The sequence below is a fragment of the Exiguobacterium sp. s192 genome, assembly GCF_018618795.1.
Classification (GTDB): Bacteria; Bacillota; Bacilli; order Exiguobacteriales; family Exiguobacteriaceae; genus Exiguobacterium_A; species Exiguobacterium_A undae.
In genome coordinates, this window is the sequence record NZ_JACSMS010000001.1 from 428493 (window position 1) to 449643 (window position 21151).

Genomic DNA, 21151 nt, shown 5'->3' on the forward strand with positions numbered 1-21151 from the left:
TGATTCTATTCGTATTTTAATGCGTCGCCTTCAAATGATTCGTCGGCTACTTTGATGGAGTCGGTCGGGCATCCTTCGAATGCATCGATCATATCATCAAACAAGGCTTCTGGAATTTCCGCTGTTCCCTTGTTATCATCTAAAATGACGTACGCCAATCCCTCATCATCATAATCATAAATATCCGGTGCAGCTGCACCACAAGCGCCACATGCGATACATGTGTCTTTGTCAACAATTGTAAATTTCGCCATCATTCATTCTCCTCTCTATTCGAAAACATCAGAAGCTAAGTACTGTTCTCATCTATAAGTCATTGTATCGGACTCATGCACGCATTTCAATGAAGAAGAGGTAGAAGTATCGGAAGATTACGATGCTTGAGGAAAAAATAAGACCTCGTATAAGACTGGATGGATTCAAAATGGTGGAATTTGCGTAAGAAATGTAAAATGAAGTACAACAGGATTTGTATTCAAAGGTCCGAGCAGGGCGAAGGTGGAAGGGGGCGACATATGGAACGGACGGTGTTGAAACAAGTAGTGCTGGAAGCGATTATTCGATTACGAAATGAACGGACCGACCGGAGTCTGTACCATATCTTTCAAGGAAAACGATCAGCAACCTCTTTACAGGATGCTCATTTTTATGAGTTGGAATCCGTTTTTGGGATGTTGCCCTTTAAAAAAGAACGGTTTGAACAAGTTTTGGCAGAACTTGAACAAGACGGTTGGATTGAAAAACAGCAGACATTGCTAGTGACGGAGGAAGGCCGACGTCATGTCCGTTCACCTTTCCTGATCGATGATCTAGGTGGTGAGTTACGCGGCTATCCGGTCGTGTTATGGAGACGGATCAGTTTACTGTTGCAAACCGTCATTTGTTTAGAACAAAAAATCTCCTTTGTCCCGGTTCAACAAGACAGTGCGACAAAAGACTGGGTTCGCCATCAGCTGTTCTCCTTAACGGAACGGTCGGCTTGGCTTCGTGCCGTGTATCAAGAACTTGAGCAAGCATTGATGCAATTGACCGAGCGAGAAGCGATTTTGATCAGTTATCGGTTGTCCGGACGAAAAACCGGCTTGAGCTATCCGCAATTAAGTGGATACCTGGAAGCGGATACCGGATCCTTACAGTTGGAATTTCTGATCGCCTGGCGTAAATGCATCCGGCACCTACCGGAAGCGGGACTGCTCATGTCTTACGGAATAGACATCGATCAGTCGAAGATGACACAGTCGGCTAAAAAAACATGGGAGATGCTGAAACAAGGATATGCCGTGCCTCAGATTGCTGAACGGCGGCACTTGAAAAAAAGTACGATGGAAGACCATTTGGTTGAAATTGCAATGTACGCCGTTGTTTTTCCGTTGAATCAATTTTTATCAGAGGAAGAATATCAGGACGTCGTGCGAGTGTCTGATCGGTTGCAGACGTTCTCGTTGAAGCGGATTAAACAGGAGTTGACCCATGAGATCGATTATTTTCAAATTCGGGTTGCACTTGCAAGAAAGGTGGTTAATCGGTGATGGAAGAAGTATTAAGACGTTTTTTTCGATACGACCATTTTCGGACCGGGCAACAAGAAATCATCGAATCGGTTCTTTCCGGTCAAGATACGCTGGCGATTTTGCCGACAGGTGGAGGAAAATCGATTTGTTATCAGCTACCGTCCTATCTTCAACCGGAAGGATTAACGTTGATTTTGTCACCGCTGCTGTCACTGATTGAGGACCAAGTCATGCAAATCAAACAACGCGGAGAGCGGTCCGTTGCGAAGCTAACGTCACTCGAAACACGCGAACAAAAAGAGCAGGTGTTACATCAGTTACCGCGATTGCGTTACCTGTATCTCTCGCCGGAGCAATTAGCCGTACCGCAAGTCAAACAGCGGTTAGCTGACGTGAAAATTAATTTATTTGTCGTAGACGAGGCTCATTGTATCTCGCAGTGGGGGCACGAGTTCAGGACAGATTATGCCAAATTGGGTCATGTCCGGTGTCAACTCGGGAATCCGCCCTGTTTGGCATTGACGGCAACCGCAACCAAACGGGTGGAACAAGACATCGTGGAGGGACTCCTGTTGCAACAACCGAATCGAATCCGCCACTCGGTCAATCGTCCGGAAATTCAGTTGATTGTTGATCAGGCGGAACAAGACGATAAGGACAGGCTTTTAGAGGAATGGTTAAAAAAAGTCGAACGGCCTTGTGTCATCTATACAACGACACGCCGGGAAGCGGAGCGGATCGCGCAACAGATCACAAATGCAACCTATTACCATGCCGGGCTGGAAGCAGAAGACCGACAATTGATTCAACAGCAGTTTCTGCACGATGAAATCGACTGTCTGGTCTGTACGAGTGCTTTTGGTATGGGTGTGAACAAAGGGAACGTCCGGACCGTCATCCATTACACGATGCCGGCGACAATCGAAGCGTATATGCAGGAAATCGGACGTGCCGGACGCGACGGAAAACCATCGACTGCCATCTTGCTTTATGCACCGGGTGATCAACGTCTGCAGCATTTTTTGCTCGAGAAGCAATATGCCCCCTCCCTCTGGATTGATCAAGTGGTGGAGGGACGCCGGCGGCATGAATCGTTTGAGACGATGGAACAACGTTTAGGTCTCGATCCAGACGATCCCGCCTACCGCTTACTCAAAGTTCAATTGATGGACGGTAAAAGTCGATCGGACATCATCGACTGGCAGGAAGCCCGAAAAAAAATACGTTTACGTGAACTTATGCAGATGATAAATTATATTCAAAATACATTATGTCGGCGTGCCTTTATCTTGCATCATTTTGATGAGACGGCTGTTGTGCAAGACCGATGTTGTGATCTTTGCGGTAACTTGACGGAAGATAAACCAATCATCCAGACGGAAGACGACCAACTGAACTGGAAACGCCGATTAGAAGAAGTCTTTTTTTCATCCCGTCATTCAGTGTAAACTAGTAGTATCCTTATTTTTAGAAAAGGTGATGAAATTGAGTAAACACGATCAACGAAAAAATCGGCAAGATGAACAACGGACCACATTGCCTCCACGTTCATCACGCATTGAACACGTTCGCAATGAACGTTTGAAACAACCATTTGCTAAAAATCCCTTGGCCATTACACTGACGGTTCTTATGATTACGATCATCATCGCCTTCGTCTCCATCGGTTTCATGATGTAAGCGCACATTGTGAACGGAGATTTTTTTCCTTTACGGGTATACTAAAGGGAAGAAGAAAGGAGGCACGATGCATGGATCGTGGGAAATACAATATCAAAGCAGTTGCTGCATTGGTGGGACTCAATCCGACGACCATTCGTGCTTGGGAACGACGTTATCAAGTACTGGATCCAGATCGAAGTGAATCGGGTCATCGGATTTACAGTGACAGCGATGTAGCGAAGCTTCGATGGATTGTCGACAAACAAAAAGAAGGGTTATCGGTTTCGAAAGCCATTCAACTATATGAAATGCCGGTCAATCGAACAGAAGTCCCGACCGATTACGGGATTGAACTACGAGATCAACTGTTCGAGGCCTTGACGAACTTCGAGGAACGACATGCACATGACATCATGAACAAAGCCTTTTCGATGTTTAGTTTTGACAAGGTGATCCAGGATATCGTCGGTCCGCTTTTACATGAAATCGGAATGAAGTGGGAAAAGGGTGCGATTACGATTGCGCATGAACATTTTGCGACGGCTTTTTTACGCGCACGTCTCTCGACATTATCCCTTCAAATGCCGATCAATCCCTTTTTACCGCGGATTTTATGCGTCTGCGCACCGGAAGAGGAACATGAACTGGGGTTGCTCTTTTTTACACTCTATTTACGCCAGTCCGGGTTTGACGTTATCTTTCTTGGTGCCGGTATTCCGGTACCGGACCTTGTGACTGTGACAAAACAATTAACGCCCCGAGCCGTCGTCTTGTCCTGTACGATCTCGGATCATCTAAAGGACTTGGACGAAGCCATCGCTCAGATTCAACTGGAAGTGCCGCAAACCGAAATTGGTTTAGGTGGTTATGCCGTCGATCAGCATCCTGAAAAGTACGGTGATTTGTTACTCGGATCGCACGATGCGGCTTGGAAAAGTTGGTTAAGTCGACTCACTCCAACAACTGGTGTATAGTGTGTGTCATATTGAACGGAGAGTATGTACTCTGCCGAGTGACTGGAGGAGTCAATTATGAGGTTTGAACAATTTAAACAAGGGCATTTACGGGTATTCGTCTCAAGACAAGAACTGTCCGTCCACGACGTTCGACCGGAGACCTTGGCTGTCGGCAAAGGACAAGCTTTACTACGTAATCTGTTGGAAGAAGCGGAATCGAACTATGGATTCCAGGCCGTTGGGACATTAGAGTTTTTCGTGACGTTTTTCCCGAATGACGGCATGCTCGTCGACGTTCGGCGTGAAGGCACTGTCCCCGAAGAAACATTTGAGGAATTTGATCAAGTCGAAATCCGGATGACCGTGGATATCGTCCATCATGTGTTGTATCAACTGGATAACTTTGAAGACGCCATTCAGGCAAGCCACGGCTTACGGCGTCATATGGATCAGACGGAGACCGGAGGTACGCTGTATCTGTTTGAAGGTATTTATTATCTGTACTTCCAAGAACAGATGAAACAATCGGTGGAACGAACCGTGACGACGATTTTATCGGAGTATGGTCAACCAAGTCCGAAAAGTCCACTCGTGATGGCAGAGTACGGTCAGACGATTATGGCGGAACAAGCCGTTTCGACCCTTGCGACAACCTTTTCGCAGTGATGTTCAGTCACTTTGTTTTGAATGAGTGCGGATGATTCTTTCGGAAAAGCCACTTCACCGAGCTGTTGTCGGGGAGTGGCTTTTTTGTATCCGTGCAAGGATTGCGACCATTTTGTATTTTTTCGCATAAAAAGTGATGGTATGATAAACAGTGAACGTAAGATGAAGGAGTGAACAGTATGAAGGTGGCAGTATTATTTGGCGGGATTTCTGGAGAACGTGAAGTTTCATTAAATAGCGGGAAATCAGTTGTGGAAGCATTGGAAAGTAAAGGGCATGATGTCGTGGCCGTTGATTTTCATCCGGAACGGGCGGAAGAAATCCTGACGCTTGACGTGGAGGTGGCCGTGATCGCCCTTCATGGTAAGTTCGGAGAAGATGGTCGTGTCCAAGCGTTGCTTGAAATGGCGGAAATTCCGTATACCGGTTCAGGTGTATTGGCTTCAGCTCTTGCAATGGATAAGGCACGTTCGAAAATCCACTTTGAAAAAGCAGGGATTCGAATTGCCCGTGATGTCTTGATTGAGCGGGGGGACGATATCGAACAAAAAATGACGCAATGGGACCACCAGTTTCCATGTGTCGTCAAACCAGCACAAGAAGGATCTTCGAATGGCTTGACGATTGCGATGGATGAACAGATGTTGCGTCAAGGGATTGAACTGGCTTTTCAGGCGGACGATGCCGTGCTGATTGAGCAATTCATCAAAGGACGCGAGGTGACGGTCCCGGTGATCGGTTCGAAAGGTCAGGAAAAGGCTTTGCCTGTCATCGAAATCATTCCGAAAAATGAATTTTATGATTATGAATCGAAATATGCGATTGGTGGATCGGAACATATCTGTCCGGCACAATTTGACGCCGCGACGACTCAGACATTACAGGACTGGGCAATTCTTGCGCACCAAGTATTGGGCTGTGCCGGCTATTCGCGGACGGACTTTCTTGTCCCGGAATCCGGACAACCGGTCATTTTAGAAACGAACACGTTGCCAGGTATGACGTCGACGAGCCTGTTCCCTGACGGCGCACGGGCAGTCGGGATTGAATATCCGGAACTTGTCGAGACGTTTATCGAACTCGCACTCGAACGACATCAGTCCGCTGCAACGAAACGAAAATAAATGAAAAGAACCAGACGATAGAAAGCGCTTACAAATATAGTGGCAACCCCTTTCATTACGGTTCAGAAAAGGGTATACTTTATCCGAACAAGGAAACGGCATAGGGGATGCCACTTATGGGGAGGAACGTTGGAATGATCACTGACCAACAACACGCAAATCATCGCAAGAATGTACTCGAAGCTACACAAGAAATCGTCAAAGAAGCACTTGAGAAACTCGGTTACCCGGATGAGATGTATGAACTGTTAAAAGAACCGCTTCGCATGCTGACGGTTCGGATTCCGGTCCGCATGGATGACGGGTCAACGAAAATCTTTACGGGCTATCGCGCGCAACACAACGATGCCGTCGGTCCAACAAAGGGCGGAATTCGTTTTCATCCGAACGTGACGGAAATCGAAGTCAAGGCGTTGTCGGTTTGGATGAGCTTAAAAGCTGGAATCGTCGACTTACCGTATGGCGGTGGTAAAGGTGGTATCATTTGTGATCCGCGCGAAATGAGTTTTCGTGAAATCGAACGTCTCAGTCGCGGGTATGTTCGGGCGATCAGTCAAATCGTCGGACCCACAAAAGATATTCCGGCACCGGATGTCTTTACGAACTCACAAATCATGGCATGGATGATGGATGAATACAGCCGGATTGATGAATTCAACTCACCTGGATTCATCACAGGGAAGCCGCTTGTCCTCGGTGGTTCGCACGGACGGGAAACCGCGACGGCAAAAGGTGTCGCCATCATGATTCGGGAAGCTGCCGCGAAAAAAGGCATTACCCTCGAAGGCGCACGTGTTGTTGTACAGGGATTCGGAAATGCGGGAAGCTTCTTGTCGAAGTTCATGCATGATCTTGGGGCGAAAGTCATTGCAATCAGCGATGCCTACGGTGCGTTACATGACCCGAACGGTCTGGATATTCCATACCTACTCGATCGTCGCGATTCGTTTGGTACAGTCACGACGCTCTTTAAAAATACGATTTCCAATAAAGAACTGTTAGAGCTGGAATGTGATATTCTTGTTCCGGCGGCCATCGAAAACCAAATCACGGAAGATAATGCGCATGATATTAAAGCGAGTATCGTCGTCGAAGCGGCAAATGGACCAACAACCAATGAAGCAACGAAGATTCTGGCAGAACGTGAGATTTTAATCGTGCCGGACGTTCTCGCTTCAAGCGGTGGGGTAACGGTTTCTTACTTCGAATGGGTTCAAAATAATCAAGGGTATTATTGGACGGAAGAAGAAGTCCACGAAAAGCTTGAGAAAGTGCTTGTGAACTCCTTTAATCAAGTCTATCAAACAGCACAGACACGTAATGTCGATATGCGACTAGCAGCCTACATGGTAGGTGTCCGGAAAATGGCGGAAGCGTCACGATTCCGTGGTTGGGTCTAAATCAGACGAAGCTCACTTCATCTTGAAGTGGGCTTTTTTTGAAATGTTATTCCTTTCTTCGGTTCAAAAGATTTGCTAAGATGATAAAAAAGCAAGTGGAAGAGGCGAAAGACATATGTTGGATTGTATCATCATTGGCGCAGGTCCCTGTGGGTTGTCGGCAGCGATCGAAATGCAGGACCGAGGGTTATCGGTTGAAGTGATTGAAAAAGGAAATATTGTAGAAGCCATCTATCAGTACCCGACCCACCAAACCTTTTTTTCGAGCAGTGAAAAACTGGAAATTGGCGGTGTTCCTTTTATAAATAAAGAATTAAAACCAAGACGTCAAGATGCACTCGTCTACTATCGGGAAGTAGTCCGGCGTAAAGGGGTCATCATCCGACCGTTTGAGACGGTAGAGCACGTCGGACGGACTGCAGATGGATTCGAAGTCAAATCGGTCCGTGGAGGGCAAGCGGTGACGAGAAGCGCGCGTTCCGTTGTCCTTGCGACCGGTTATTATGGATTACCGAACAAAATGAATGTAGCCGGTGAAGACATGCCGCACGTTTTCCATTACTTCAAAGAAGGTCATCCGTTTTACGGTCAGGATGTCGTCGTGATTGGTGGCAAGAACTCCAGTGTCGATGCAGCGATTGAACTTGAAAAAGCGGGGGCCCGTGTGACGATGCTGTACCGTGGAGAGGCCTATAGTCCATCCATCAAACCATGGGTGTTGCCGAACTTCGAATCGCTGGTACGTGCCGAAAAAGTGAAGATGGTGTTTGATGCGACGATCGAAGAAATCACGAACACGGACGTCATCTATTCCATTGGCGGTGAACGGTTGGCGATTAAAGCTGATTTTGTGTTTGCGATGACCGGTTATACACCGGATGTCGGGTTGTTTGCCGATGCCGGAATTGACATCGATCCGGACACGGGAATTCCTGTGTTTGATGAAGCGACGATGGAATCAAATGTCGATGGCATTTATATCGCCGGTGTCGTTGCGGCCGGGTATGACGCCAATAAGATTTTTATTGAAAACGGTCGTTTCCACGGCGCTTTGATTGCGGACAGTCTCGTGCATCGACTGGAGCGGGAGACAGCACAACCATAAAAACCAGACATCAAAGGGAGAGGTTGCCACTGTTCAAGTGGAGGCCTCTCCCTTTTGTACAAAAACCGGTGATTTATTCGACCCGGAAGGATTCTTCGAGCGCGTGATGCGTGGCACCGATTTCAAGCTCGATCATTAATTTAAGGCGGGCTTTTTGCGAATTCAAACCGTTTGAAAAAATCAGACCGAGTTCCTTGAGCTGTTGACCGCCACCGGCATACCCGTATACATCCTGAACGATGCCGTTGAAACAGCGGCTGACGATCACGATCGGCATTTTTTCCGTCAACGTTCGAATGGCGTCAACGATGCCGGGTGGAACATTCCCTTGACCAAGTACTTCCAGCACAAGACCGTCGTAACCGAGTTCGCCGACGGCTAGCAGCAGATCGGGTTCCATGCCGGCGTACACTTTTAAGACCGAGACCCGTTTGCTTAACGTCGTCACCATATGCGTCGGTTTTAGAAGCGGAGTATTAAACAAGTACACATGGTCTTTTGTGACCATCCCCAAGTTCCCGAAATGTACCGATTTAAAAGTATCGACGGAAGACGTATGCGTTTTCGTGACATTAAAGGCAGAATGAATTTCCCCGTTGAATACGACGAGTACCCCTTTGCCTTTTGCTGCGTCACTGACGGCAACACGAAGTGCCGTGATCAAATTGAATTCCCCGTCTGAGCCCACTTCATTTGAGGAACGCATGGCGCCGGTCAGCACGATCGGAATCGGGGCACCGAGTGTCACTTGGAGAAAGTATGCCGTCTCCTCTAACGTATCCGTACCATGAGTGATGACGACTCCGTCGTATCCGGCTTGTAATTCATCTTTGATGAAGTGCGCCAGTCTGAGCATGATGTCCGGTGTCATGTGGGGAGAGGGAAGATTGGCAAAGTGTCGTGTCGTGATGTCGGCGATATCTGTTGCCCGCGGCAGTGAGGCATCCAGTGGATTGATATCATTGGGTAAAACGTGACCGGAATGGTTTTGAGCCATTGCGATCGTTCCTCCAGTGTGAATCAAAAGTAATTTTTTCATAAAGCGGTCACCGTCGGGTCGACAGGAAACCTTCACCTTCTTTCCGTTCATTTTCATTAACATTGTACCCTTTTTTTTAAGAGATACAATGGGTGCGGTTTTCTTTTCTGCGAGAAACCTTTATTCTAAGAGAATAGGAAGGGGGAGGAGACGTGTTACCAATCGTTTTCTCAGGAATCGCCCCAGGAATTGCATTGTTGACGTACTTCTACTTACGACATGAACACGAATCGGAACCGGTCGGTTATATCCTGCGAAGTTTTATTTTCGGGATTTTACTCGTTTTTCCATTAATGTTCATCGATTATATCATCCAAAGTGAATTCGGGGGACTCGAATCCGTGCGACTGATCCGGTCAGCCGTGACGGAAGAATTTGCGAAATGGTTCGTTGTTTTTTATACGGTCTATATCCACCAACGGTTTAATGATTACTATGACGGAATCATTTATGCCGTCGCCTGTTCGCTGGGTTTTGCCACACTGGAAAACATTCTTTACCTGATGGTCAACGGGACGGTCGAACATATGATTTTCCGGGCGCTGTTACCGGTTTCCGGACATGCCTTATTTGCGGTCATCATGGGATTTTTTATGGGGAAAGCCAAGTTCTCGACGCACCCTTACCGGTGGTTGGGAGTCTCGATTTTAATACCGATGATTGCACATATAATCTTTAATTTGTTAATATTGGAAAATGGTGGCATTTCAATCATTCCGATTTTATTTATGGTGATTTTATGGACGATCGGATTGTACCAAATCCGAAGTGCCAATCGATTGAACCGGCGTTATAACAGAAAAAGCAATTGAATAGAATGAATTAGGAGAGAGTGACATGATACAAAACGGGGATTTAGTAATGATAACCAATCAAGAGGATCGTCAAGGACGGACGAAAGTGACGGCTGTGACGAATCGTCTGATTTGGATTGAGGCACCAAGTGAGGTCTCGACGTTAAAAACATTTATCTTATCGGATCATGAGCCAGTCGCCTTTTACTTTTTTAAAGAAAAAGGAAAATTATACGGATTCGAAACAGAGGTCGTCGAACGCCAAAATGATCCGCTGCGGGGACAACGTTATGCGCTGAAACGTCCGAGTGAAGAATTGATTCAGCGCGTCCAGCGCCGGCAATTTGTCCGAGTGCCGCAACTGCTGGATGTAGCGATCCACCCGCACAAGACAGAGTTTGAACCCTTCACCTCGGTGACACTGGATTTATCGGCCGGTGGAATTCTTGTTTTAGCGAACCAAGTCCCGGTTGATGTCAAACAAGAGCTGGAGTTGACCTTCTTGTTACCGACAGGGGACGGTGCCACCCATACAGTAGATGTCTTGGCGGAGCTCGTCCGCGTCGATTCAAGGGAAACGCGTTATGAACTGGCGTTTCAATTTACCCGAATCAATGACCGGAGCCGCGAACTTGTCCTGCGGCACTGTTACCAAGCGCAGATGAAAAATTCGCGACGAGGCACGAATCCATTCACGTGAGCCCTTTTTTTTGCTATGATAACGGTCGATACTATACACCATGTGACATGGTGAACACGGAAGGAACGAATCTACTCATGAAGAACATTCAAATTGCCCTAGACGGACCTGCGGGTGCCGGAAAAAGTACGATTGCGAAACAGTTGGCAGCACAGCTGGATTATGTCTATATCGATACGGGTGCGATGTATCGTGCGGTCACGCTGGCAGCACTCGAACAAAACCTGAATTTAGAAGACGGACAAGCGCTTGGTGAGCTGATGAAGTCACTTGACCTTCGTCTGACACCGGGGGATCAGGGACAACGTGTCTTCATCGGAGAACGGGAAGTCACGGAAGCCATTCGGACGAACGAAGTGACGAACAACGTATCGTTTGTTGCACGTCAAGCAGAAGTCCGCACGGCCCTTGTCGTGGCTCAGCGGAAATTAGCAGAACGCGGCGGAATCGTCATGGACGGTCGTGATATCGGAACAGTTGTTTTACCGAATGCGGAACTAAAAGTCTTCTTGACGGCATCCGTCGAAGAACGGGCTAGTCGCCGTCATCGTGAAAACATCGCGCGGGGCATGGACAGTGATTTGCCGTCGTTGCAAGCAGACATCGCTTTACGTGATAAACGGGACAGCGAACGGACTGTTTCTCCCTTGAAGCAAGCAGAAGACGCGATTTATCTCGATACGACAGAAATGAACATTGATCAAGTCGTGACGCGTCTGACAGAACTGGTAGAAGGTGTCCTCCAATGAAACGGAATGACTTCGTCTATCGACTTGCCCGGTTGATTGTCCTCATCATCGCAAAAACGGTGTTCCGTTTAAAAGTGACGGGAAAGGAAAACATTCCGACAGAAGGATCGTTGTTGGTCTGTGCGAATCATAGTTCGAACTGGGATCCCGTCTTTTTAGTCAGTGCGATTCCAACGAGCCGTTCCGTCCGTTACATGGCGAAGGAAGAATTATTTAAAATTCCGGTCTTGAAGCAGATCATGATTTCTGCAGGTACGTATCCGGTAGGGCGTGGACAAGGTGACCGTCAAGCCTTAAAGCGGACGATTGAATTACTGAACACGGACGAAACGGTCGGCATCTTCCCGGAAGGCACCCGATCAGCTCCTGGTGAGTTTACTTCTGCCCAACCGGGTGTCGGATTTTTTGCCTTACGCTCTCCGGCACACATTCTGCCGATCGCGATTATCGGCGATTATCGCCCGTTTCGACGCATGCGGGTCGTAGTCGGCAAACCCGTTGATATTACGGATTTAAGAGATCAACGAGGCGCAGCGAAGGCGATTTCCGAACGAATTTTAGAAGAAATCAAAACCGTCTACTTCAATCACGCGTAATGCCTTGACAAATAGTCAGAATTGTAAGAAGTTAGAAGAAGGATAAACGTATTCATACGTTTCTTGTACTCATCGTGAGGAGGTTGTGTTGGAATGGTCGAAGAAATGAAAGATATGCCTGATTTTGAAATTCATCGGGACCAGGTAGTAACCGGAATGGTCGTGAAAATTGAAGACAAGCAAGCACTCATTGATATCGGATATAAAACAGAAGCAATCCTGCCGATCAGCGAAGTTTCGAGTCTCCATCTGGAAGACATTCGAGGTGTGTTAAAAGTCGGTGATGAACTACAAGTAAAAGTGAAGAAAATTACAGACGAGGAAGTTGTCGTCTCAAAACGTGAAGTCGATGCCTTGCAGGCATGGGGAAAAGTCGAAGCGAAATACGAATCGGGTGAAATCTTTGAAGTTGTCGTCAAGGACATCGTCAAAGGAGGACTTGTCGTCGATATCGGCGTTCGTGGATTCATCCCGGCATCACTCGTAGAGCGGCATTACGTGGAAGATTTCTCTGATTATATCGGTCGTTCGATTGAAGTCAAAGTTGTCGAGTTAGACCAAGAAAAAAATCGCGTTATTCTTTCACACAAGGCTGTGGTCGAAGGTGAACTGAACGCGAAGAAAAAAGAAACACTTGAACAGTTGGAAGTGGGTCAAGTCTTAGAAGGAACCGTCCAACGCCTGACAGATTTTGGTGCCTTTGTCGACATCGGCGGTGTCGACGGGTTGGTGCATATTTCCGAGATGGCCCACCACCGCGTCGAACGTCCGTCTGATATCGTCACGGAAGGACAAAAAGTCGAAGTGAAGGTACTCGGCGTCGATCGTGATACGGAAAAGGTCAAGTTATCGATCAAGGAAACGCAACCCGGTCCATGGCAACAGATGGAAGGGAAAATCGAAGCCGGTGATATCGTCAAAGGGCGTGTCCGCCGGATTGTCCAATTCGGTGCTTTCGTCGAACTTGCACCGCAAGTCGAAGGACTGCTCCACATTTCTCAAATCGCAAACCGTCACATCGGTTCGCCGTCAGAAGTGTTGGAAGAGGGGCAAGAGATTGAAGCGAAAGTGCTTGAAGTGCATCTTGCGGAGCATAAGATTTCCCTCTCGACCCGGGTGCTTGAACAGGAAGAGTCATCGGAAGATGATTATTCACAGTACACGGATCAAAATGAAGGCTTCTCGGTTGCGGATCTCTCTGAAAAAGAATCAGATTCAAAAGAATAATCGATTGGAAGTGGACACAATTCGTGTCCACTTTTTTTATGTTACGGATAGATATGGTATAAAACCGCTTGATTTGATACAATAGAACGGCTATGAAGCGAGAGAAGAGAAAGAAGGTGTTGGGATGGCAATTCCAGTAGTGGCGATCGTAGGTCGCCCAAATATCGGAAAGTCGACGATTTTTAACCGGGTGATTGGAGATCGGGTTTCGATCGTAGAAGACAAGCCAGGCGTTACCCGCGACCGTATATACGGAACTGGAGAATGGCTGAATCGTCATTTTCATTTGATTGATACAGGTGGAATCGAAGTCGGGGATGAGCCCCTACTTCAAATGATGCGTCATCAGGCGGAGCTCGCCATTGATGAAGCAGACGTAATTATTTTTATGGTTAACGGACGTGAAGGCATTACGGCGGCGGATGAAGAAGTCGCAAATATGTTGTTCCGTTCAAACAAACCCGTTGTCATTGCGGTCAACAAAGTCGATAACTTTGAAATGCGGGATTTGATGTATGAGTTTTATTCGTTAGGATTCGGCGACTTGTATCCAATTTCCGGAACGCATGGTCTCGGACTTGGAGATATGCTTGACCGTGTCTTGGAACTGGCACCGGATAAAGAAGACATCGAATACGATGAAGATACTATTAAGTTCGCTTTAGTCGGACGTCCGAACGTCGGGAAATCAAGCATGACGAATTCGATTCTCGGAGAAGAACGTGTCATCGTCTCAAGCATCGCCGGTACGACACGCGATGCGATCGATACACCGTTTTCACGGGACGAACAAGAGTACGTCATCATTGATACAGCCGGTATGCGTAAACGCGGAAAAGTCTATGAGTCAACAGAACGATTCAGCGTCATGCGGGCTCAAAAAGCAATCGAACGGGCAGATGTTGTCTGTGTCGTATTAGATGGCGAAGAAGGCATCATCGAACAAGATAAAAAAGTCGCAGGATATGCTCATGAAGCCGGACGCGCAATCGTCATCGTCGTCAACAAATGGGACGCTGTCGAAAAAGATGATAAAACGATGAAAAAAATGGAAGAAGAAATTCGCGAAGAATTCCGATTCCTGGATTATGCACCGATCGTTTTCGTCTCGGCGAAAACAAAACGTCGTTTACAGACATTACTTCCTGTCATCAAACAAGCGGCGAAGAGTCACGCACAACGGATTCAGACAAGTGTCTTGAATGATGTCATCGTCGATGCAGTAGCGATGAATCCTGCACCAACAGATAAAGGGGTTCGTTTACGCATCAATTACGCGACTCAAGTCGCATCACGACCACCGACGTTCGTTCTGTTCGTCAACGATCCGGAATTATTGCACTTCTCATATAAACGTTATCTGGATAACCGGATACGTGAAGCCTTTGATTTTACAGGAACACCGATTCGGATTCTGGCACGTCAAAAACAATAAGGACAAGGTGAATCATGATGAAAAAAATCGCAGTCATTGGAGCCGGGAGTTGGGGAACGGCACTTTCGCTCGTTTTAGCAGATAACGGTCATGAGGTCGTCCTCTATGGCCGCGACCAAAAAAATGTGGATGCCATTAATCAAAATCATGAAAATACGCAGTTCTTACCAGGTGTGACGTTGCCGGTTTCACTCCGGGCCACAACCGATTTAAAAGAAGCAGTTGCAGGGGTGTCGCATATTTTGATCGTGACCCCTTCTTCTGCGATTCGTTCCGTTTCCCGCCAATTAAATGGCTTGTTGACGGATCCGGTCGTATTGATTCACGCGTCCAAAGGGATTGAACCAAAAACACACTTGCGTTTATCCGAACTGATGGAGGCGGAAATTGATCCGTCCAAACGCTCGGCCATCTGTGTCTTGACGGGACCTTCGCATGCGGAGGAAGTCGCATTACGTAAACCGACGACGGTGACGGTGGCTTCAACTGATATGGAAGAAGCGGGACGTGTCCAGGAATTATTTACGAATGACAATTTCCGTGTGTACCTGAATGCCGATATCATCGGTGCTGAGCTAGGCGGAGCGTTTAAAAATATCATTGCCTTAGCTGCCGGTATGGCTGATGGTCTCGGGTACGGCGATAATGCGAAAGCGGCTTTGATTACCCGGGGGATGGTTGAAATTGCTCGACTTGGTACATTGTTTGGCGCCAATCCGATGACCTTCACGGGTCTGACAGGCATGGGTGATTTGATTGTCACTTGTACATCCGTCCACAGCCGAAACTGGCGGGCAGGCAATGCGATTGGTCGTGGTGAAAAGCTGGAAACAGTCCTTGAAAACATGGGGATGGTCGTTGAAGGTGTTCGCGCGACACAGGCTGCTTATGATTTGGCGGAGACCAAACAATGTGAATTACCGATTACGACGGCACTTTATCATGTCTTGTTTGACGGGCATACCCCGGCAGAAGAAGTACAGAAGCTGATGCGTCGTCCGCAAAAAAATGAGATTGAACATCTGTTTACGATCAAAGATTAACGGAGTGGGGTGGAAACCTTGAGTCCAGGATTAATAAAAATGTGGATTTCGTTTGCCGGGATCGGTTTGTTTGCCATCAGCGTCTTATTGGTGACAATCAGTCGAACGAAGTTATCCGGAGCTTGGCAGTTTTTGATGTCGACTCTCGCCTTTCTTTGTTTTATCGTGGCGTCGATCATCATGGTCTTTATCGTCATGGCAGGACCAAGCGCATGAAAAAAATAGCGATTATCTTGATGCTCGTCCCAGTGATGCTGCTATCCGGTTGTTTATTCCCGGATAGTCAAAAACCGTCGAATCGTGTTCCGTACCCGGAGCAAATTCGGACGGTCCAAACTGCGGTCGAAGCCTATCAAAAAGATACAGGCGTTTTGCCAATCAAAACCCGGGAAGCCGATACGCCGTTGATGGAACGGTATCAGATCGAACTCGGTCGTCTTATTCCTCGATACATGAGTGATCCGCCTCCGAACAGCTTTGAAGGTGGCGGAACCTTTATTTATCTGTTGGTCGATGTTGATCAAAAACCGACCGTCAAGTTGATGGATTTACTTGTAGCAGAGGAACTTCAAAAACTACAGGTCCGGATCGATACGTACCGGAAGAAAAATGAGAAGTATCCGTTTAAAGGATCGATTGGTAAAAATCAGTTTACGCTTGACTACAAAAAACTGTTTATTAAAGAAGAGCCGACTGTTCCGAGTCCCTATTCGGATGAACAGCTCTCGATCTATGTAGACGGACAAGGGCAACTCTTTATCAACTATTTGCCTGAACTCGAAAAAGCGGTCCAAACCGCGAAGAAAAAGCCGAAAGTCGGTCAAGATATTCGTCATTTGCTCTATGATGACCAACCTTTTGTTCCCGCTTACTCTCAAAGCTATACAATTAACAAAAAAGGCGAACCTGTGTTTTCTGAGGAATCGATCGAAGAATCAGAAAATTGACGGTAATTCTAACGAAAATGTTGTAATATCAACGTTTATAAGTTATGATTAGCCTCGAAGAAGTGATTGGGAGGGGGTGAACGTAATGAACAAAACTGAACTCATTCAAGCAGTTGTCGAAAAATCAGGTCTGACTAAAAAAGACGTGACGAAAGTTGTTGAATCAACATTCGAATCGATTACTGAGACACTTCAGTCTGGAGAAAAAGTCCAATTGATTGGCTTTGGTAACTTCGAAGTCCGTGAACGCGCAGCTCGTAAAGGTCGCAACCCACGTACAAAAGAAGATATCGAAATCCCAGCAAGCAAAGTACCTGCTTTCAAACCAGGTAAAGCATTGAAAGATGCTGTCAAGTAATCCGGCTACATAGTCGTTCGAGGAATTCCTCGGACGGCTTTTTTTGTGGGCATTGAGAGACGAGAAAAGGGATTGATTATGGTATATTAAAAAAGAAGAACATCCATCAACGAGATGGCACTGGAGATCGGGGGGTAAAAGCATGAATCATCAAGAGCTGCTCGTGGAAGAAATGATCACCGCACTCACTACGAAACAAACAACACAATTGGCTCGACATGTGGATTTCCCTTCCATCGATCGTGAACAGATCAGTTGGTTGATCGATGTCGCCCAAAATGAAACGTTCGCATGGCAATCGCTGGTCAAGAGCGTTCATCATGCGCAAGTTGCCTTGTTATTGCATGAACGTGTCGGGGAAACGAAAAGAGGCTCCAAAGAACGGCAATTGCTTGTCTTAGCAGGTGATTTGTTCTCGAGTTACTTTTTTGAGGAGTTAGCGTCTCTTCCTCAAACGGCCCTTGTTTCACTGGGACGAACCGTTCAGCGTGTCAATGAAGCAAAGTGTGCGCTTCATGAAGAAAACTATGTGTCGACCGAAGACTACGTTTTGCTTTGGTTGACGGCAGAATTTGGTCTTGTTCAAGGGTTGGCAGCAATCAGCGGCAAAGACTGGTTAACCGAGCAGGGACAACGATTGATCCGGAAGCGGGCACAGGTATTGAATCCTAGTGCGCAACAACTGTTATTATCACATCTGGAACAGATGGCAGTAGCGTAATATCTTCGAAAGGGTGAACTGCGTGCAGACACAAGAAAAAGAGAAAAAAGTATATGAAGTATTCCAATCAATTTCGACCAATTACGATCAAATGAATTCCATCATCAGCTTCCGCCTGCATAAATTATGGAGAAAAGAGACGATGCGCCGGATGAACGTTTTTCCGGGAGCCAAATGTCTCGACTTATGTTGTGGAACGGCGGATTGGACGATTCAATTAGCAAAAGCAGCCGGACCGACCGGCGTCATCAAAGGTCTTGATTTTTCAGAGAACATGCTGAAGGTCGGCGTCGATAAAGTCGAAGCTCTTGGCATGAAGAATGTTGAACTGATTCATGGGAACGCAATGGAGTTGCCGTTTGGCGATCATTCATTTGACTACGTGACAATCGGATTCGGGTTACGTAATGTTCCCGATTACCTTCAAGTCATCAAGGAGATGCATCGTGTGCTAAAACCGGGCGGGACAGTCGTTTGTCTAGAGACAAGCCAACCAACTGCGCCGTTGTTTAAAGAAGCCTACTCGCTCTACTTTGGCAAAATCATGCCACAAGTCGGCCGTTTGTTCGCGAAGTCGTATGACCAATACAACTGGTTGCAAGAATCAACGGAAGTGTTCTTGGACCGCGTTGAACTGAAGCAATTGTTTGAACAAGCCGGTTTCATGCAAGTTGAAGTGAAAGCATTTGCAGGTGGGGCGGCTGCGATGCACCTCGGAAAGAAGTGGTGAGATGTCACTGCATTCAATTTATCGTGATGTAACAAAAGAAGTAAATCTCGTCGATCGCTTTTTGGTCAGTCACATCGCTTCCGATGACCCGACGATTGATGCCGCTGGCCAACAGTTGTTGCAAGCAGGTGGAAAGCGGATTCGACCAGCATTCGTCTTGCTTGCTTCTAAATTTGGTCAAGCCAACCGTGACGAACTGGTTCGTGTCGCGGCAAGCCTGGAATTGATTCATATGGCTTCTCTCGTTCATGATGATGTGATCGATGATGCGGAACTACGGCGGGGTAAACCGACCGTCATGCAACATTTTGATGAAGAGGTCGCACTCTATTCCGGTAATTATTTGTTTGGAGAAGCCGTCAAACTGATCGGGGAAGTCGGAAAACCGGAACTGGTTCAAGTGATGGTCCATGCGATGCGTGAAATCTGTGAAGGTGAAATCGAACAGATTTACGATCAGTATGATTGGGAGCAATCCATTAAACGCTACATTAAGCGGATTGAACGGAAAACAGCGATCCTGATCGAAGCAAGCTGTCATCTAGGGGCAATTGTCGCCAACTGTTCGCCGGCAGATACAAAAGCTTTACGTCAATTTGGACGTGACATCGGTCTGGCTTTTCAAATTGCAGATGACTTGCTTGATTTTACGGCGAAACGGACCGAACTTGGGAAACCGGTCGCCGAGGACTTGCGGCATGGACACAAGACGTTGCCTGTTTTTTATGCAGCGGAAAACCCAAGTTTCTTTCAGGAACTTCAGAAAATCCAGTCGATGCCGACGCATCAAGAAGTAGCACCAGTGCTTGAGCTTCTTCACCAAACGGATGCCCTGGAGCGGACGCAACGAACGGTCGACTTGTATATCCAACGGGCCATTCACCGGCTCGATCACCTCCCTAAATCTTCAGCCAAACGTTCCCTCGAAGAAGTGGCTCGTTATGTGGGAAAACGAAAAGGATGAAAAACTGTAAAAAATTTCTTGCCGCTCGTCTCATTACACAGTAAACTAGCTATGTAAGCGCTTTTATCTGTATTTCATAGGGGGAACTAGTAATGGAGCAAACATTCTTAATGGTAAAACCAGACGGCGTTGAACGAGGATTGATCGGGGAAATCATTGCTCGCATCGAACGTAAGGGGTTTGTGATTCGTGAGATGAAGATGATGCAGGCAACGGAAGAATTGGCACAAGCACACTATGCAGAACATGCGGAAAAACCATTTTTCGGAGAGTTGGTCACTTTCTTGACATCAGGTCCGGTCGTTGCGTTGCGTGTTGAAGGTACGGACGTCGTCACCGTCTCACGGATGATGATCGGGAAAACAAAACCAACAGAAGCAATGCCGGGGACGATTCGTGGGGACTTCGCCAACACGATGAGTGAGAACGTCATCCATGGCTCTGATAGTGTTGAGAGCGCGGAGCGTGAACTCAGTCTTTGGTTTCAAGGACAGCCTTTAAACGTATGATGGAATCAAAACGGTTGAGCCAGTGCTCAATCGTTTTTTTTGTTTTTTGGAAAGGAAATGGCTTTATGCTAAAATAGAAAACAAGACATGGGTCAAAGTAAGGCGTGACCCGACAGAGAGAGGATTTGTGAGGTGGATTATGCAAGATTATGAGCTTTTCATCCAACGTTTCTTAAAAAAATCAGGAATTGATTTAGGGCAATATAAAGAAGCACAGATGAAACGACGATTAACCGCATTACGTGATAAAAAAGGGCACAGTACATTCGCGTCTTATATGCAAGCGATGGAAAAAAGTTCAACACTATACGAAGAGTTTTTAGACCGGATGACGATTAATGTCAGTGAGTTTTTCCGCAATCCAATCCGGTGGCAACAGTTGGAGCAAGATATCTTACCAGTGCTGCAAGCGCGGGCGCACGGGAGGATCCGGACGTGGAGTGCTGCGTGTTCAACAGGAGAAGAACCGTATTCGTTGGCGATGATTTTAAACGAAAAAATGGATCCGGCTCAGTTTACGATTCAAGCAACGGATCTAGATGACATCGTGCTTGAAAAAGCCAAGCAAGGCCGATACGGAGCGTCGGCGCTAAACGAAGTGGTGGAATCCCGGAAAAAACGATACTTCATCGAACAAGACCAACAGTTTGAGGTCGTGCCGGAAATCAGACGCCTTGTTCGGTTCAGTAAACATAATTTATTAGGCGACCGTTACGACACGGGATTTGATCTCATTATTTGTCGTAACGTCTTGATTTATTTTACGGAAGAAGCGAAAGCACATGTCTACCGCTCTTTTGTCGAGGCACTGAAACCGGGCGGCATTTTGTTTGTCGGCGGGACGGAGCAAATTTTCCAACCCGAACGATTTGGTCTGAAGATGCGCCAAAGCTTTTTCTACGAAAAAATTTAACC

25 protein-coding genes are annotated in these 21151 nt (G+C 46.9%); 23 read left to right on the forward strand and 2 right to left on the reverse strand.

Annotated features, from left to right (window positions below; translation table 11 throughout):
• Positions 1-5 precede the first annotated feature (5 nt).
• The gene (locus KNP87_RS02095; protein WP_012370689.1) at positions 6-254 is read right to left on the reverse strand and encodes a ferredoxin; all 249 of its coding nucleotides are present in this window, start codon (positions 252-254) and stop codon (positions 6-8) included.
• A 261-nt stretch (positions 255-515) separates the two neighbouring features.
• Here KNP87_RS02095 and KNP87_RS02100 point away from each other — a divergent pair, with 261 nt between their 5' ends.
• The 8 genes from KNP87_RS02100 (at position 516) to KNP87_RS02135 (ending at position 8424) form a co-directional block, all read left to right on the forward strand.
• Positions 516-1529, forward strand: a complete 1014-nt coding sequence (locus KNP87_RS02100) for a YpbB family protein (RefSeq protein ID WP_214720663.1) — start codon at positions 516-518, stop codon at positions 1527-1529.
• Positions 1529-2959 carry a RecQ family ATP-dependent DNA helicase gene (locus tag KNP87_RS02105; protein WP_251135427.1) on the forward strand — a complete coding sequence of 477 codons (1431 nt, stop codon included), beginning with the start codon at positions 1529-1531 and terminating at the stop codon, positions 2957-2959. The genes KNP87_RS02100 and KNP87_RS02105 overlap by 1 nt, the downstream gene beginning before the upstream one ends.
• A gap of 28 nt (positions 2960-2987) precedes the next feature.
• The gene (locus KNP87_RS02110) at positions 2988-3191 is read left to right on the forward strand and encodes a hypothetical protein (RefSeq protein WP_251135376.1); all 204 of its coding nucleotides are present in this window, start codon (positions 2988-2990) and stop codon (positions 3189-3191) included.
• Positions 3192-3262: 71 nt separating this feature from the next.
• On the forward strand, positions 3263-4147 hold the full coding sequence (locus tag KNP87_RS02115; RefSeq protein ID WP_026832685.1) for a MerR family transcriptional regulator: 885 nt from the start codon (positions 3263-3265) through the stop codon (positions 4145-4147).
• 57 nt (positions 4148-4204) lie between these two features.
• Complete coding sequence (locus KNP87_RS02120; RefSeq protein WP_214720665.1) at positions 4205-4795, forward strand: adaptor protein MecA; 591 nt, start codon at positions 4205-4207, stop codon at positions 4793-4795.
• 179 nt (positions 4796-4974) lie between these two features.
• Complete coding sequence (locus tag KNP87_RS02125) at positions 4975-5919, forward strand: D-alanine--D-alanine ligase (RefSeq protein WP_026832687.1); 945 nt, start codon at positions 4975-4977, stop codon at positions 5917-5919.
• 134 nt (positions 5920-6053) lie between these two features.
• Positions 6054-7319: a Glu/Leu/Phe/Val family dehydrogenase gene (locus KNP87_RS02130; RefSeq protein WP_026832688.1), complete on the forward strand. Its 1266-nt coding sequence runs from the start codon at positions 6054-6056 to the stop codon at positions 7317-7319.
• Positions 7320-7434: 115 nt separating this feature from the next.
• Entirely contained in the window at positions 7435-8424 is a 990-nt protein-coding gene (locus KNP87_RS02135) for a YpdA family putative bacillithiol disulfide reductase (protein WP_026832689.1), read from the forward strand.
• 73 nt (positions 8425-8497) lie between these two features.
• On the opposite strand, the gene KNP87_RS02140 is transcribed toward KNP87_RS02135, so the two are convergent.
• Positions 8498-9463 carry an asparaginase gene (locus tag KNP87_RS02140; RefSeq protein WP_026832690.1) on the reverse strand — a complete coding sequence of 322 codons (966 nt, stop codon included), beginning with the start codon at positions 9461-9463 and terminating at the stop codon, positions 8498-8500.
• 152 nt (positions 9464-9615) lie between these two features.
• Here KNP87_RS02140 and prsW point away from each other — a divergent pair, with 152 nt between their 5' ends.
• From prsW to KNP87_RS02215, 15 genes are all read left to right on the forward strand, one after another.
• A complete protein-coding gene (prsW, locus tag KNP87_RS02145) occupies positions 9616-10275 on the forward strand; it encodes a glutamic-type intramembrane protease PrsW (protein ID WP_214720666.1) in 660 nt (219 codons plus the stop codon).
• A 25-nt stretch (positions 10276-10300) separates the two neighbouring features.
• The gene (locus tag KNP87_RS02150; RefSeq protein WP_035387603.1) at positions 10301-10957 is read left to right on the forward strand and encodes a flagellar brake protein; all 657 of its coding nucleotides are present in this window, start codon (positions 10301-10303) and stop codon (positions 10955-10957) included.
• Between the two features lie 77 nt (positions 10958-11034).
• Positions 11035-11706, forward strand: coding sequence for a (d)CMP kinase (gene cmk, locus KNP87_RS02155; RefSeq protein WP_119923161.1), 672 nt, complete (start codon positions 11035-11037; stop codon positions 11704-11706).
• A complete protein-coding gene (locus KNP87_RS02160) occupies positions 11703-12302 on the forward strand; it encodes a lysophospholipid acyltransferase family protein (protein WP_026832694.1) in 600 nt (199 codons plus the stop codon). The genes cmk and KNP87_RS02160 overlap by 4 nt, the downstream gene beginning before the upstream one ends.
• A 93-nt stretch (positions 12303-12395) precedes the next feature.
• Positions 12396-13529, forward strand: coding sequence for a 30S ribosomal protein S1 (gene rpsA / locus KNP87_RS02165; RefSeq protein WP_026832695.1), 1134 nt, complete (start codon positions 12396-12398; stop codon positions 13527-13529).
• Positions 13530-13653: 124 nt separating this feature from the next.
• On the forward strand, positions 13654-14964 hold the full coding sequence (gene der / locus KNP87_RS02170; protein ID WP_026832696.1) for a ribosome biogenesis GTPase Der: 1311 nt from the start codon (positions 13654-13656) through the stop codon (positions 14962-14964).
• A gap of 17 nt (positions 14965-14981) precedes the next feature.
• Positions 14982-16007: an NAD(P)H-dependent glycerol-3-phosphate dehydrogenase gene (locus tag KNP87_RS02175; RefSeq protein ID WP_026832697.1), complete on the forward strand. Its 1026-nt coding sequence runs from the start codon at positions 14982-14984 to the stop codon at positions 16005-16007.
• Between the two features lie 39 nt (positions 16008-16046).
• Positions 16047-16223 (forward strand): DUF2768 domain-containing protein, encoded by a 177-nt coding sequence (locus KNP87_RS02180; protein ID WP_035387604.1) that lies wholly within the window; start codon positions 16047-16049, stop codon positions 16221-16223.
• The gene (locus KNP87_RS02185; protein WP_026832699.1) at positions 16220-16954 is read left to right on the forward strand and encodes a hypothetical protein; all 735 of its coding nucleotides are present in this window, start codon (positions 16220-16222) and stop codon (positions 16952-16954) included. Before KNP87_RS02180 ends, KNP87_RS02185 begins: the two co-directional genes overlap by 4 nt.
• An 85-nt stretch (positions 16955-17039) precedes the next feature.
• A complete protein-coding gene (locus KNP87_RS02190) occupies positions 17040-17312 on the forward strand; it encodes an HU family DNA-binding protein (protein WP_012370671.1) in 273 nt (90 codons plus the stop codon).
• Positions 17313-17454: 142 nt separating this feature from the next.
• The gene (locus KNP87_RS02195) at positions 17455-18033 is read left to right on the forward strand and encodes a heptaprenyl diphosphate synthase component 1 (RefSeq protein WP_026832700.1); all 579 of its coding nucleotides are present in this window, start codon (positions 17455-17457) and stop codon (positions 18031-18033) included.
• A gap of 22 nt (positions 18034-18055) precedes the next feature.
• Positions 18056-18763 carry a demethylmenaquinone methyltransferase gene (locus KNP87_RS02200; protein ID WP_119923159.1) on the forward strand — a complete coding sequence of 236 codons (708 nt, stop codon included), beginning with the start codon at positions 18056-18058 and terminating at the stop codon, positions 18761-18763.
• 1 nt (position 18764) lies between these two features.
• Complete coding sequence (locus KNP87_RS02205; RefSeq protein ID WP_035387605.1) at positions 18765-19727, forward strand: polyprenyl synthetase family protein; 963 nt, start codon at positions 18765-18767, stop codon at positions 19725-19727.
• A gap of 92 nt (positions 19728-19819) precedes the next feature.
• Positions 19820-20236 carry a nucleoside-diphosphate kinase gene (ndk, locus tag KNP87_RS02210; RefSeq protein ID WP_026832703.1) on the forward strand — a complete coding sequence of 139 codons (417 nt, stop codon included), beginning with the start codon at positions 19820-19822 and terminating at the stop codon, positions 20234-20236.
• 139 nt (positions 20237-20375) lie between these two features.
• A complete protein-coding gene (locus KNP87_RS02215; RefSeq protein ID WP_026832704.1) occupies positions 20376-21149 on the forward strand; it encodes a CheR family methyltransferase in 774 nt (257 codons plus the stop codon).
• Positions 21150-21151 lie beyond the last annotated feature (2 nt).

Coding starts and splice junctions, on each gene's coding strand:
- KNP87_RS02095 (WP_012370689.1), bottom strand. CDS start 254: ATGGCGAAATTTACAATTGTTGACAAAGACACATGTATCGCATGTGGC.
- KNP87_RS02100 (WP_214720663.1), top strand. CDS start 516: ATGGAACGGACGGTGTTGAAACAAGTAGTGCTGGAAGCGATTATTCGA.
- KNP87_RS02105 (WP_251135427.1), top strand. CDS start 1,529: ATGGAAGAAGTATTAAGACGTTTTTTTCGATACGACCATTTTCGGACC.
- KNP87_RS02115 (WP_026832685.1), top strand. CDS start 3,263: ATGGATCGTGGGAAATACAATATCAAAGCAGTTGCTGCATTGGTGGGA.
- KNP87_RS02120 (WP_214720665.1), top strand. CDS start 4,205: ATGAGGTTTGAACAATTTAAACAAGGGCATTTACGGGTATTCGTCTCA.
- KNP87_RS02125 (WP_026832687.1), top strand. CDS start 4,975: ATGAAGGTGGCAGTATTATTTGGCGGGATTTCTGGAGAACGTGAAGTT.
- KNP87_RS02130 (WP_026832688.1), top strand. CDS start 6,054: ATGATCACTGACCAACAACACGCAAATCATCGCAAGAATGTACTCGAA.
- KNP87_RS02135 (WP_026832689.1), top strand. CDS start 7,435: ATGTTGGATTGTATCATCATTGGCGCAGGTCCCTGTGGGTTGTCGGCA.
- KNP87_RS02140 (WP_026832690.1), bottom strand. CDS start 9,463: ATGAAAAAATTACTTTTGATTCACACTGGAGGAACGATCGCAATGGCT.
- KNP87_RS02150 (WP_035387603.1), top strand. CDS start 10,301: ATGATACAAAACGGGGATTTAGTAATGATAACCAATCAAGAGGATCGT.
- cmk (WP_119923161.1), top strand. CDS start 11,035: ATGAAGAACATTCAAATTGCCCTAGACGGACCTGCGGGTGCCGGAAAA.
- KNP87_RS02160 (WP_026832694.1), top strand. CDS start 11,703: ATGAAACGGAATGACTTCGTCTATCGACTTGCCCGGTTGATTGTCCTC.
- rpsA (WP_026832695.1), top strand. CDS start 12,396: ATGGTCGAAGAAATGAAAGATATGCCTGATTTTGAAATTCATCGGGAC.
- der (WP_026832696.1), top strand. CDS start 13,654: ATGGCAATTCCAGTAGTGGCGATCGTAGGTCGCCCAAATATCGGAAAG.
- KNP87_RS02175 (WP_026832697.1), top strand. CDS start 14,982: ATGAAAAAAATCGCAGTCATTGGAGCCGGGAGTTGGGGAACGGCACTT.
- KNP87_RS02180 (WP_035387604.1), top strand. CDS start 16,047: ATGTGGATTTCGTTTGCCGGGATCGGTTTGTTTGCCATCAGCGTCTTA.
- KNP87_RS02185 (WP_026832699.1), top strand. CDS start 16,220: ATGAAAAAAATAGCGATTATCTTGATGCTCGTCCCAGTGATGCTGCTA.
- KNP87_RS02190 (WP_012370671.1), top strand. CDS start 17,040: ATGAACAAAACTGAACTCATTCAAGCAGTTGTCGAAAAATCAGGTCTG.
- KNP87_RS02195 (WP_026832700.1), top strand. CDS start 17,455: ATGAATCATCAAGAGCTGCTCGTGGAAGAAATGATCACCGCACTCACT.
- KNP87_RS02205 (WP_035387605.1), top strand. CDS start 18,765: ATGTCACTGCATTCAATTTATCGTGATGTAACAAAAGAAGTAAATCTC.
- ndk (WP_026832703.1), top strand. CDS start 19,820: ATGGAGCAAACATTCTTAATGGTAAAACCAGACGGCGTTGAACGAGGA.
- KNP87_RS02215 (WP_026832704.1), top strand. CDS start 20,376: ATGCAAGATTATGAGCTTTTCATCCAACGTTTCTTAAAAAAATCAGGA.